Raw genomic sequence first — 11,982 nt, 5'->3', positions numbered from 1 at the left:
CCCTGCTGCATTTCTGAACTATCGCGGAGAAATTCTATGTCCACACTGATTCAGGGCGGGACGGTTGTCACGCACGAGCTGACGTTTAAAGCCGATGTCCTGTGCGACAACGGCAAAATAGTGGCCATCGGTGACAACATCGAAGTACCAGCCGGCACGCAGATTATTGATGCAACCGACAAGCTGGTGATGCCGGGCGGTATTGATCCGCACACGCACATGCAACTGCCATTTATGGGCACGGTTGCCATTGATGATTTTGAATCGGGCACCGCGGCCGCCGTGGCTGGCGGCACTACCTCGATTATTGATTTTGTGATTCCAAGCCCGCAGCAGCCATTAATGGAGGCGTATCACCAATGGCGTGACTGGGCGGAAAAATCCATTGCCAATTACAGCTTTCACGTCGCCATTACCTGGTGGGATGACAGCGTACACCGCGACATGGGCGAGCTGGTCGAACAATACGGCGTCAACAGCTTTAAACACTTTATGGCCTATAAAAACGCCATTATGTGTACCGATGAAATTCTGGTGGCCAGCTTCAGCCGGTGTCTGGAACTGGGCGCTATGCCGACCGTGCACGCCGAAAATGGCGAGCTGGTGTATCACCTGCAGCAACAGCTGTTGGAAAAAGGCTTAACCGGCCCCGAGGCGCATCCGTTGTCGCGCCCGCCGGTGGTGGAAAGTGAAGCGGCCAACCGGGCGATTACCATTGCCGATACTCTGGGCGCCCCGATTTATATTGTGCACGTATCGGCGTCTGAAACCGTGGATGCCATCCGCTACGCGCAGAACCGCGGCCAGCGGGTGTACGGCGAATGTCTGGCGGGTCATCTGGTGCTGGATGACAGCGTGTATCAGAGCACAGACTGGAATTTTGCTGCCGCTCACGTGATGAGTCCGCCGTTTCGCGCGAAAGGCCATCAGGATGCGCTGTGGCGTGGACTGCAAGCCGGTACTCTGCACACCACGGCCACCGATCACTGCGCGTTCTGTGCGGAACAGAAAGCCATGGGCAAAGACAATTTCACCAAAATTCCGAACGGCACCGCAGGCGTTGAAGAACGCATGTCTGTGCTGTGGGAGAAGGGCGTGAACAGCGGCCGTATGACGCCGAACGAATTTGTGGCCATTACCTCCACCAACGCCGCCAAGATTTTTAATATCTTCCCGAATAAGGGCGCGGTGAGTGTCGGTGCGGACGCCGATCTGGTGGTGTGGGATCCAAACGCCAGCAAAACCCTGTCGGTGAAGACCCAGCACTCGAAAGTCGATTTTAATATTTTCGACAATATGACAGTAACCGGGCTTCCGTACGCCACCCTGGTGAACGGCAAGCTGGTGTATCTGGATGGCAAAATTCTGGGTAAAGCCGGCGACGGTCAGTATTTCAACCGTCCGGCGTACGGACAGTATTACGAGGCGATAAAGCGCAAGAATGCCGCGGCTGAACCAGTCGTGGTAGCTCGCTGAGCCTGCAAGCAACAAGGTGACAGAGGCCTGTGCTTTGTCACACCGTTTATCCCTGAATGAGCACGACCTGTCGTGGGTGACGGCAGGATTTTTCAGGGACTTTTCTTCATGGGCTTTTCTGCCGGGTCGGCGCGTGTCGTCAGTACCGGGGGGAGCTGTCTGCCGGATAGGCAGATGAGCCGACAGAAATCCTTCTTTGCCCGGCCGGACCCGAACCCGCGCCGGGCTTTTTTACAGGCGTCGTTTGGGTTGCCTGTGCCCGGCAGACGCAGTCGCTTTCTCGCCCGGCATGGGCAGGCGCTGTCTGTGCTACCATGCGCACGCTTTTGGCCTGCAGTGGTGTGCAGCGGCGTGCAGGTTAAGACCGCCAGCATTGCCCTGAACCCGGCTTTCGACTCGCGAAATTCAGAACTCCTGATCCAAACACAGTAACCCGGCCCCTATGATTCAGATCGGTATTATTAACCCCAAAGACGTGACCAATGTTGGCTCGGTATTGCGCGCCATCGGCTGTTTTCAGGCCGACGGTCTGCTGTACACGGGCAATCGTTACAACACGGCCATGCGCTACCGCACCGACACCAAAAACATCGGCGAGGCGGTACCGGCCACCCATGTGGCCGATTTACTGGCGGCCAAGCCTGCGTCATCGAAACTGGTGGTGGTTGAGCTGGTGCTGGGGGCGACACCGCTGCCGGCGTTTGTGCATCCCGAGGACGCCCTGTACGTCTTCGGACCCGAAGACGGCAGTGTGCCGCAGGCGCTGGTGGATGCCGCCGATGAGGTGGTTTACGTACCGACTGTGGGTTGCCTGAATCTGGCGGCCACGGTGAATGTGCTGCTGTACGACCGCATGACCAAGCGGGGTCTGCCACAGGCGCAATCCAGCAGCCATGACGACCTCATCACGCACAGCCGTGACACCAATAATCGCCTGAAAGTGCGCGGTTCCTGAACCTTTGCAGACTGCGAACGTCCGCAGTGTGTGAGTGTCGTCAGCGCACCTGACTGCGCAGGCCTTCGATATCCCGTTTCGGCGGCAGGCCGAACAGCCGGCTGTATTCGCGGCTGAACTGCGACGGGCTTTCATACCCCACCTGAAACGCCGCGCTGGTCGCATCCAGTGCGCTGTTCAGCATCAGACGCTTGGCTTCGTTCAGGCGCAGCCATTTCTGGTATTGCAGCGGACTCATGCTGGTGAGTTTGCGGAAATGATGGTGCAGGGTGGAGGTGCTCATCTGCACCCGGCCGGCCAGCTCGTCAATGCGCAGCGGCTTGCTGTAATTCTGCTTTAACCAGTCGATGGCCTTGGCCACCCGCTGACTCTGGCTGCCCGCCGCCACAATCTGCCACAGACGCGCGGCCTGATCGCTCTGCAACAGCCGGTAATGAATTTCACGCAATATCAGCGGTGCCAGCACCGGAATGCTGTCCGGCTCATTCAGCAGCGCCAGCAGGCGCTCCAGCGGCTGCAACAGGTCGGGCGTCAGGGTGCCTAAACCTACACTGTGCTGATCGGCCCGCACCGGCGGTGGCGGCAGGCTGCCCAGGGCAATCAGCTCCGCCAGCATCTGCATATCGAGCTTCAGTGCCAGCCCCACGCAAGGTGATTCGCGGCTTGCTTCCACCACTTCCGAATTGGCCGGCAGGTCGAGGGAGGTGATCAGAAAGCGTTCCGGATCGTAGAGAAAGCCTTCATCCCCAATCCACATGCGTTTGGCGCCCTGAGCGACCAGCACAATGCTGGGCTCAATCATGCAGATACACGGTGGCGCCTGTTCTTCCCGGCGGAAAAAGACCAGCGGCTCAATGGCCGTCCTGCGGTCTTCGTTGCCTGTGGTGGCCTGTTCAATGATGGTGGCCAGATGCGGGTGTGACACTGGAGGCTCCTGACAGGGGCGGCCGTCTGGCAACAGGCATTGCCTGCGCGGAGCCGCCCCCTGATACGCGTTGATCGATGCGCTCACTGTAGCGCCAGAGGCGGATGCCTGTCTCACAAAAATCTGCACATCCGGAGAATCAGGCAAGAAACAGGCAGAAACGTGATACCGATCTGAGGCCCTCACGGACCATGATGAATCATCGCCAGCCCCTGACCTGCCAAGTGTCAGACCTGAGCAGCTCAGTAGCAGATGTGCGTTGGCCAATGATTTCACGCCCCGGGCGTTCCACCTTCAGAAGGTATCCAAATGCAGAATTTTACGTACTACGTTCCGACCCGCATTGAGTTCGGCACCGGTAAAGAACAACAGATCGGCGCCATGATGGCGGCGCAGGGCGTGCGCAAGGTGCTGCTCTGCTACGGCAGTGAGCGCATCATGCACGATGGCCTGTTCGCTACCGTGAGCCAGAGTCTGGCGGCGGAGGGTATTGAGTTGGTGGCGTTCGGCGGCATCATCAGCAACCCGGTGATCAGCAAGGTGCGCGAAGGCATTGCCGTCGCCCGTGAGCATCAGGTCGATGCCATTCTGGCGGTTGGCGGTGGTTCGGTGCTCGACAGTGTAAAAGCCATGGCCGCAGGCGTTACCTACGGCGGTGATGTCTGGGATCTGTTCACCGGCAAAGGCCAGTTTGATTCTGCATTGCCTGTGTATGCGGTGATGACGCTGGCCGCCACCGGCAGTGAAATGAACGCCAGTGCGGTGGTCAGCAACGAAGACACCCACGAGAAACTGTTTATCGGTTCTGTGGCTCTGTATCCGAAAATTTCGGTGATTAATCCGGCGCTGACCCGCAGTGTGCCACGCGACTATCTGGTGTATTCCGCCGCCGACATTATTGCTCATTCCATCGAAGCCTATTTCACCGCCAGCCAGCATCCGAACCTGCAATCGCGACTGGTCGAGTCGGTGATTAAAACCGTGATTGAAACCACCGAATTGTTGCTGGCAAACCCGCAGGACGACGACGCCCGTGGCCAGTTTGCCTGGGCCGCAACTCTGGCGCTGAACGGCATTACCTTTGCCGGTGCCGCCGGGTTCAGCTACCCGAATCACGCGATTGAACACTCGTTGTCCGCCTTGTTTAACGTGCCGCACGGTGCCGGTCTATCGGTGGTGATGCCGGCGTGGATGAAGTGGTACCACAGCCGTAATCCACAGCAGTTTGCGCGCTTCGCCGACAAAATTTTCGGCGTGCAGGGTGCAGAAGCGGGTATTGCCGCGCTGGAAGCCTGGTTCGTCAAAATCGGTACCCCGGTGCGTCTGTCTCAGCTGGGTATTAAAGAAAGCGACTTTGCCGCCATTACCGCCAACGTGCGCGGCAACGTGACCGGTTTCGGTATCGCCGACATTTACACCGAAGCGGTGATCGGCGAGATCCTGCACAACGCCCTGTAACCCGTTAAAGCAGTCAGGGCTGTTTATACCCATTGTGAACCAGAGGGCCGGCACCTTCTCAGTGAAATAGGCCGGCCGCTTTGCAGCGAATAACGAGGTACGTTTATGTCAGATAAAAAAGCACAGCAGATGCATTATGCCGCCGGTGTTTTGCCGTCGTTCAAAGGGCCGGACGACTGGTTTACCGGCGACGTGCAGGTGGATCTGGTATTTCCGGACAACGAATCGGCTCATTTTTCCTGTGCCCGTGTCAGCTTTGCAGCGGGGGCCAGAACCGTGTGGCACCAGCATCCTGCCGGCCAGCATCTGGTGGTATTGCAGGGGACCGCGCTGACCGGTACCCGTGATGGAAAAATCATTGAATTTAAAGAAGGCGAGGCGATCTGGTGCCCGTGCGACATTGATCACTGGCACGGCGCCAGCGCGGATGGGGCCATGACACATCTGGCAATTACCGGCAGTAAAGACGGCGCCAATGTTATCTGGAAAGAACAGGTCAGTGATGCGGAATACGCGCTGAGCGGTAAAAACAGACCTTAAACTGAGGGCTATTCATCCCGTAGCGCTTCTATCGGGCTCATGGACGACGCCTTCCACGCTGGACCAATGCCGGAAATCAGACCGATTATGGCCGACAGCAGCAGCGATGCCGTTAAGTACAGGGGACTCGGCTGAACCGGAAAATCCGGCGCCAGCAGTGTGGTTAAACCCAGCAGTACCAGCGCAATCACAATACCGCCGATGGCTCCCAGTACCGCCAGTAATATGGCTTCGCCGAGAAATAAACTCAGCAGCTGGCGGCGGGAGGTACCGATGGCGCGCAGCAGACCGATTTCCGGTGTGCGCTCGCGGATGTTGGTGGTCATGATGGTGAAAATACCGACGCCACCGACCAGCAGTGATACCGACCCCAGTGCTGCAACGCCCAGTGTCAGCACGGAAAGAATACTGTTTAAACTGGCCAGCATTTCATCCTGAGTCACTATGGTGAAATCTTCCTGACCGTGACGGTCCATCAGCCGCTGGCGTACCCGTTCGCTCATTTGTTCCGACGTAGTGGCCGGTGAAAACACCACGTCAATTTCCATTAAACCTTCGCGGTTAAACAGGGTGAGGGCGCGGTCGGCGGGAATGTACACCATGTCGTCCAGATCAAAGCCCAGCATGGAGCCTTTGGGCTGCATCACACCCACCACACGGAAACGTTGTCCGCCGACGCGGATAAACTGGCCCAGTGCATTTCCGCCTTTGAATAATTCCTGCCACACCTTATGGCCAAGCACGGCAAACGCACGCGAGCTGCCGCCCTGCGTTTTCGGCAAAAAGCGGCCGCTGGCCAGCGGAAAATCCCAGGCTTCGACAAAGCTGGGTGTCGTGCCGTAAATATCGGTATTGCGTACCCGTTCGCCAAATTCGACCGGACCTGTGCCCTGCACGTTGGCGACCACATAGTCGGCGTAGGGCAGGGATTTAAGACTTTCAAAATCGTCGATGGTCAGCAGGCGCACCGAGCTGAGCATGCTGCCCATGCCGGAGGTGTTATTTTTGCCCGGACCCACGGCAATGATGCGGGTGCCGAATTGCGAGAAATTATCCATCACGTAACTGCGCACGCCTTCGCCCATGGAGGTCAGCAGGGTGACGGCGGTAATGCCAATGGCAATACCCAACGCTGTCAGCAGACTTTTCAGCGGATTAAAACGCACCGAGGTAAACACCAGATGCAGCCAGTCAGCGAATAACACGGTGCCTCCTATTTACCATTCTGGTGAGCCAATGCCAGCACAGGCGCCATGGCGGCGGCCCGGCTGGCGGGAATCCAGGAAAACAACAAGCCGCACACCACGGCAATCAGCAGGGCACTGCTGCTCGCCCAAAGCGGTGCGGCAAACGGAATATCCGGAAATTTCAGGCGCGCGCCCCACAGGCACAGCTGCGCCAGCGTTAAGCCCAGAAGGCCGCCGAATAAACTCAGCATCACGGCTTCCAGCACAAACAGACTGCGCACTTCCTGAGACGACGCGCCCAGGGCTTTTAATAAACCAATTTCGGCGGTGCGCTGCGATACGGTAATCAAGGTCATGTTCATGATGAGTACGCCGGCCACGAATAAACTGATGGCGCCAATACCGGCAATCGCCAGTGTCAGAATCGATAAAATATTATCGAAGGCGCGCAGAATGGAGTCGGGGGTGATCAGGGTGACGTCCAGCTGGCCGTCGTGGCGCTCGCGCATTATCTGTTCGACGCGCGGGATCAGATTTTTCATATCCTGTGCCACGCGCACATCGATCATGACGCGGAACAGACCTTCGGTGTTGTAAATCTGCATGGCGCTGGCCACCGGTAAAATCAGCGCTTCGCTCATGTTCATACCCAATCCGGTACCTGTGTCGGCCAGAATACCAATCACCCGGCAGCGGTAGGCATCGACGTCCACCCAGCTGCCCAGAGCCGACTCGGCGCTGAATAATTCCTGACGCAGGGTTTCGCCGATCACACACACCGGGCTTGGCTGGTCGAGGGGAATATCCGGCAGCATCTGGCCGCGGGCGAGTTTAATCTGGCGGATGGTAAAGAAAGCGGCGTTGGCGCCCAGCACCAGCGATTCACGGGCGCGGGCACCGCGGGAAATCTCAGATTGACCGACCACCAGAGGCGCTATCTGCTCGACATCGGGCAGGCGCAGAATGCTTTCGGCGTCCTGCAGGGTAATGTCGCGCGTGCCTTCGCCGGTCATGGGCGGCATGCCGCCTGAGGTTTCTTTGCGCCCCGGCAGCATAATTAAAATGTCTTTGCCCAGTGCTGAAAATTCACCGAGCACATACTGACGGCCACCTTCGCCCATACCGGTCAGCAGCACCACCGCCAGCACACCGATCGACATGGCAATTAACTGCATCAGGGTGCGGAAGCGCTGGCGCAATAACGCCCGGCTGGCAAAGGCCAGTTGGTCGGCCGTGCGGATCAAGAGGCATCTCCGGGCTGCTGTAATTCTGCAGGAGTTTTTATCTGGTCCTGCACAATCAGGCCATCCTCCATACGGATATGGCGCCGGGCACGGGCGCTGCGGGTCATTGGGCGTCTCCGGACTGCAGTATTTCTGCAGGGGTTTTCATCTGGTCCTGCACAATCAGGCCATCCACCATGCGGATATGGCGCCGGGCACGGGCGCCGAGATCGGCGTCGTGGGTCACGACAACCAGAGTAATGCCATCGCGATTCAATTCTTCCAACAGCTGCACAACTTCGGCACCGGACTGAGTGTCCAGGTTACCGGTCGGTTCGTCGGCCAGCAGCAGGTTAGGTTTCATAATCAGGGCGCGGCCAATGGCCACCCGCTGGCGCTGACCACCGGACAACTGATTGGGTAAATGACCGGCACGAGAACCAAGCCCCAGTCGGTCAATAATCGGCGCCAGACGACGGCGTCGCTCGGCGGGCGAAATTCCGGCCAGCATCAAGGGTAATTCCATGTTTTCGGCGGCGGTTAAGCGCGGCACCAGATGGTAAGACTGAAAAACAAAGCCGATTTGTTCGCGGCGGTAAACCGCCCGTTGTTCTTCGTCCATGGGCACGGTATTGGCACCGGCCAGCCAGTATTCACCGTTGTCGGGCACATCCAGCAGGCCAAGCATATTCAGCAGGGTCGATTTGCCGGAACCTGACGGGCCCATGACCGACAGGTAGTCGCCCCGGTTCACAATAAGCCCGATATTATTCACTGCGTGCACCGGCTCATCGCCGAGCAGAAAGGTTTTATTGACGCCCTGCACGCGAATCAGGGGAGATCCTGTATCCGCCATGGTTATTGTCCACTGCCCGATGCTGAATTACCGGCAGATGCATTACCGGCCGCAGGCGTATCTGGCAGTACTTTCACGCGGGCGCCATCCACTGCCGCCGGATTATCCAGCGAAATCAGCACCGGCTGGCCGTCGCTGAGGCCGGCTTTGATTTCCGTCCAGGTCCAGTTGCTTAACCCGAGTGTTAAGGGCTGTTTTTTCAGGGTTTTGCCATCATCGCTCAGGGTCAGTACATGATTGCCTTCAAGCAGGGCTTCACTCGGAATGCGCAGGGTATTGGCGGCTTCTGCGGTAATGACTTCAATATCGGCGCTGTAGCCGACCAGCAGACGCACGTCATCGGGCAGGTTATCGAGGGTAACGTCGACGTCCACAGTACGGGCCTGTTTTTCGCTGTCCTCCACATAGGGAGCAATGCGGCTGACCTTGCCGGTAAAGGCCTGATCGCGGAAGGCGTCCAGCGTCACCCGTGCGGGCATACCCACGCGAATCACCGCTGCGTCGACTTCATCAATGGGCGCGCGCACATACAGGCAGCTGTCGTCGATCAGATCAATGGCCGGTGGTGTGGCCACGCCCGGCGGTGACGGCGTGGCGTATTCGCCGATCTCACCGTTCACTTCGGCAATAATGCCGGCGAACGGCGCGGTCAGCTGGGTCTGTGTGAGGCGGGCCTGTTGCACGGCTACGTTGGCGTTTGCCTGACTGACCTGAGCATCGTTCTGCTGGCAGCTTAAACGGGTGATTTCGGCGGCAGTTTCGGCGCGGTCGAGTTGTTCGGCCGATGCGAGATTCTTTTTGTGCAATTCCTTCTGGCGGCGGGCTTCGCGCTGGTCGGCTTCGGCCTGGCGGCAGGCAGAGGCTTTGTTCAGCTCGGCCATGCGTACCTGAGCACTGGCCTGTGCGAGTGCGGCTTTCATGTCGTCGTTCCATAATTCCAGCAGCAGGGCACCGGCGGCGACTTTATCGCCCTGAGCGACGTACAGGCGCGAAACCTGACCGCCCTGAGCCAACGACAGGCGCGAACGGTTGCAGGCTTTAATGGTGCCGGAACGGGTATTGGACACCAGAGCCTCCACCGTACCTGTGCTGGCTTTTCCCATACGCACATCCACCGGTTTGGCCGGGCGCAACATAAAGCCGGTTACCGCCACGGCGATAATGGCCAGAACAATGAGCAGCTTTTTCACGCGAAGTCCCTGTGCATTCGGAAAAGTCCACCTTAAAGACTTTCGCGAGGGCTGCCCAGTGACCTGAGTCACGGGATTGGCAAGCCCTGTGGAACATAATATTCGTTGCCGGTTCAGAGGCTGTACCTTTGCCGTAAGATGGCGTCTGTAACATCCGTTCTCTGCATCCGGGTTTTCAGGCCAGACCCTTATCCCTCATCCGGTAAATATCCGCATTAGCCCCTCAGGAGTTGTTATGAAATTACCGCATTGGCTGACTCAGGCTCCGCAAGGCAAAGCCCTTGGGCTGCCCGAACTGATCGCCATTGCGCTGGGGGGCATGATCGGAGGTGGCATTTTTACCATTCTCGGTATTTCTGTGGCGTTAATTGGCCCGTATACGCCACTGGCCATTGCCGCAGGTGGTCTGATTGCCGCACTGGCGGCTTATTCGTACGTGAAACTCGGCGTGTATTATCGCGATGAAGGGGCGACTTACGGCTTTTTTAAACGCACATTTCCCGGCTCGCCGGTGGCGGCGGCCCTGATCGGCTGGTACGTGATTTTCGGCTACATCAGCACAGTGGCGCTTTACGCGTACACCTTCTCGTCCTATGCATTAAGTGGCTTCGACGGTGGCGAAACCGATGCGGTCCGTAAGGCGGTGGCCTGCGGCATTATCGGTGTATTTGCCATTGTGAATATCTGGAGCGTACGGGGCATGGGCAAACTGGAAGACCTGATGGTGTACACCAAGCTGGGTCTGTTGCTGCTTATTGCCGTTATTCTGCTCGGTCATTCGCGCACCAGTATTCCGCAGTTGCTGAGTGAGCCGGAGCTGCATTTTTCCTGGCTGAATGTGCTGACCGTGGCGGCGGTGACCTTTGTTGCCTACGAAGGCTTTCAGCTGGTGATCAACGCCGTCAAGGACATGGATAGCCCGGATAAAAATATTCCGCGCGCCATTTACAGCGCCATCGCGCTGGCTATTGGCTTGTATGTGATCATCGCGCTGGCGGCGATTCTGGCGATTCCTGCCGCCGATATTATTCAGAACAAAGAATACGCACTGGCCGCTGGCGCGCGTGATGTGCTCGGCGCTGGCGGAGCGGATATTGTGGTACTGGGTGCTATTCTGGCGACCAGCTCTGCCATAAATGGCACGCTGTTCGGCGCATCGCGGCAGGTAGCGGTGATCGCCGGAGATGGCTTCTTTCCAAGGGCACTGGAAAAGCGCAGCAACAATATTCCGGTCGCTGCCATCGCCATGATGGCTGTGATGGCGATGGTGTTGATTCTGGCTGGCGGATTAAAAGTAATTCTGGAATTCGGCAGCGTCACCTTTCTGCTGGTGTCCTTGCTGATGGCCATTGCTAACTTCCGTATCCGTAAACTCACCGACTCATCACTGCTGATTACCTTGCTGTCGATTGTGGGTCTGGCGGGTGGCGGCATTCTTATTCTGCACTTTGAATACACAGACAACCCGGAGCAGCTGATTTTTATGCTGGTGTTGTATGGTTTGTTAACGCTGGGTGCTCTGGTGTTTGCGCGGGTGAATGCGGTGCGGGGGTATAAGGCTTCTGAATAAAGGGAAACGTGTGAATAAGCTTACGTTAGCAGCACTGAGTCAGGGTGTTTTTACGGTTTGCATTCTCTGTCTGCTATATGGGCAAGGTGGTTCAGACAATGGTGGCATGCCCTACGAGTTCGAACTGATGGAAAGGAATGGAACAGTCGCCTATGTTAAGGATCATCCTAATGAGGTCTCTTTTTCACTATACGGGGATCCAGGTCTGTATGTTTATAGCCGCAAATCGGGCGCCAGTGATCGTGTGTATGATGCGCTGAAGTATTCAATGGGAAGAGGCGTTCGTGTGCTCTGTGATATGACACTCGGATACAGCGAGACCCCCTCACAATGCTTCGACATAAAAATAGGCGGGCAGGTAATCCGCTCCTATGGCGAAGTTCAGGAAGCCTGGGCTTCTGATGGGAAGGCAGGCCGGTATCTGGCGGTTGTTATGGTAGTCTGGTCATTGGTTTTGTTTGTTTTGGCTTATCGTTTTCGCAGGGTAGTTAAGCCAGACTCCTGAAACAAAAGCACTTAAACAGCAGCGGGGGTATTTTAGCTCCATTGCTCGGTGCTCTGATTAGAGCAATCGGATGCCTGTCTTACGCTTCAGGTTGAGA

The 11,982-nt window shown here is 57.3% G+C and carries 11 protein-coding genes; 6 read left to right on the top strand and 5 right to left on the bottom strand.

The window, feature by feature from the left end:
- Window positions 1–36: 36 nt before the first annotated feature.
- Together hydA and ACQUQU_RS08045 are read left to right on the top strand one after the other, a co-directional pair.
- Window positions 37–1,476 carry a dihydropyrimidinase gene (gene hydA / locus ACQUQU_RS08050; RefSeq protein WP_430462728.1) on the top strand — a complete coding sequence of 480 codons (1,440 nt, stop codon included), beginning with the start codon at window positions 37–39 and terminating at the stop codon, window positions 1,474–1,476.
- Window positions 1,477–1,918: 442 nt separating this feature from the next.
- Entirely contained in the window at window positions 1,919–2,431 is a 513-nt protein-coding gene (locus tag ACQUQU_RS08045; RefSeq protein WP_430462727.1) for an RNA methyltransferase, read from the top strand.
- A gap of 40 nt (window positions 2,432–2,471) precedes the next feature.
- Here ACQUQU_RS08045 and ACQUQU_RS08040 read toward each other — a convergent pair whose 3' ends face one another.
- Entirely contained in the window at window positions 2,472–3,356 is an 885-nt protein-coding gene (locus ACQUQU_RS08040) for an AraC family transcriptional regulator N-terminal domain-containing protein (protein ID WP_430462726.1), read from the bottom strand.
- A gap of 309 nt (window positions 3,357–3,665) precedes the next feature.
- On the opposite strand from ACQUQU_RS08040, the gene ACQUQU_RS08035 reads away from it, so the two are divergent.
- Complete coding sequence (locus tag ACQUQU_RS08035) at window positions 3,666–4,814, top strand: iron-containing alcohol dehydrogenase (protein WP_430462725.1); 1,149 nt, start codon at window positions 3,666–3,668, stop codon at window positions 4,812–4,814.
- 105 nt (window positions 4,815–4,919) lie between these two features.
- A complete protein-coding gene (locus tag ACQUQU_RS08030) occupies window positions 4,920–5,354 on the top strand; it encodes a (R)-mandelonitrile lyase (RefSeq protein WP_430462724.1) in 435 nt (144 codons plus the stop codon).
- Between the two features lie 8 nt (window positions 5,355–5,362).
- On the opposite strand, the gene ACQUQU_RS08025 is transcribed toward ACQUQU_RS08030, so the two are convergent.
- From ACQUQU_RS08025 to ACQUQU_RS08010, 4 genes are all read right to left on the bottom strand, one after another.
- Window positions 5,363–6,559, bottom strand: a complete 1,197-nt coding sequence (locus tag ACQUQU_RS08025) for an ABC transporter permease (RefSeq protein WP_430462723.1) — start codon at window positions 6,557–6,559, stop codon at window positions 5,363–5,365.
- An 8-nt stretch (window positions 6,560–6,567) separates the two neighbouring features.
- Complete coding sequence (locus tag ACQUQU_RS08020; protein WP_430462722.1) at window positions 6,568–7,785, bottom strand: ABC transporter permease; 1,218 nt, start codon at window positions 7,783–7,785, stop codon at window positions 6,568–6,570.
- A gap of 103 nt (window positions 7,786–7,888) precedes the next feature.
- Entirely contained in the window at window positions 7,889–8,620 is a 732-nt protein-coding gene (locus ACQUQU_RS08015; RefSeq protein ID WP_430462721.1) for an ABC transporter ATP-binding protein, read from the bottom strand.
- Window positions 8,621–8,622: 2 nt separating this feature from the next.
- Entirely contained in the window at window positions 8,623–9,810 is a 1,188-nt protein-coding gene (locus ACQUQU_RS08010) for an efflux RND transporter periplasmic adaptor subunit (RefSeq protein WP_430462720.1), read from the bottom strand.
- 235 nt (window positions 9,811–10,045) lie between these two features.
- Between ACQUQU_RS08010 and ACQUQU_RS08005 the strand changes: the two genes are divergently transcribed.
- A complete protein-coding gene (locus tag ACQUQU_RS08005) occupies window positions 10,046–11,380 on the top strand; it encodes an APC family permease (RefSeq protein ID WP_430462719.1) in 1,335 nt (444 codons plus the stop codon).
- Between the two features lie 10 nt (window positions 11,381–11,390).
- Window positions 11,391–11,885 (top strand): hypothetical protein, encoded by a 495-nt coding sequence (locus tag ACQUQU_RS08000; RefSeq protein ID WP_430462718.1) that lies wholly within the window; start codon window positions 11,391–11,393, stop codon window positions 11,883–11,885.
- Window positions 11,886–11,982 lie beyond the last annotated feature (97 nt).

This window comes from Thalassolituus sp. LLYu03, assembly GCF_050507655.1.
Taxonomy (GTDB): domain Bacteria; phylum Pseudomonadota; class Gammaproteobacteria; order Pseudomonadales; family Oceanobacteraceae; genus Venatoribacter.
The sequence above is the reverse complement of the archived record's forward strand: the minus strand, read 5'-3'. Positions and strand labels throughout refer to the sequence as shown.

What these genes read in the sequence shown, in the direction of transcription:
- hydA (WP_430462728.1), top strand. Translation starts at nt 37, where the DNA reads ATGTCCACACTGATTCAGGGCGGGACGGTTGTCACGCACGAGCTGACG.
- ACQUQU_RS08045 (WP_430462727.1), top strand. Translation starts at nt 1,919, where the DNA reads ATGATTCAGATCGGTATTATTAACCCCAAAGACGTGACCAATGTTGGC.
- ACQUQU_RS08035 (WP_430462725.1), top strand. Translation starts at nt 3,666, where the DNA reads ATGCAGAATTTTACGTACTACGTTCCGACCCGCATTGAGTTCGGCACC.
- ACQUQU_RS08030 (WP_430462724.1), top strand. Translation starts at nt 4,920, where the DNA reads ATGTCAGATAAAAAAGCACAGCAGATGCATTATGCCGCCGGTGTTTTG.
- ACQUQU_RS08015 (WP_430462721.1), bottom strand. Translation starts at nt 8,620, where the DNA reads ATGGCGGATACAGGATCTCCCCTGATTCGCGTGCAGGGCGTCAATAAA.
- ACQUQU_RS08005 (WP_430462719.1), top strand. Translation starts at nt 10,046, where the DNA reads ATGAAATTACCGCATTGGCTGACTCAGGCTCCGCAAGGCAAAGCCCTT.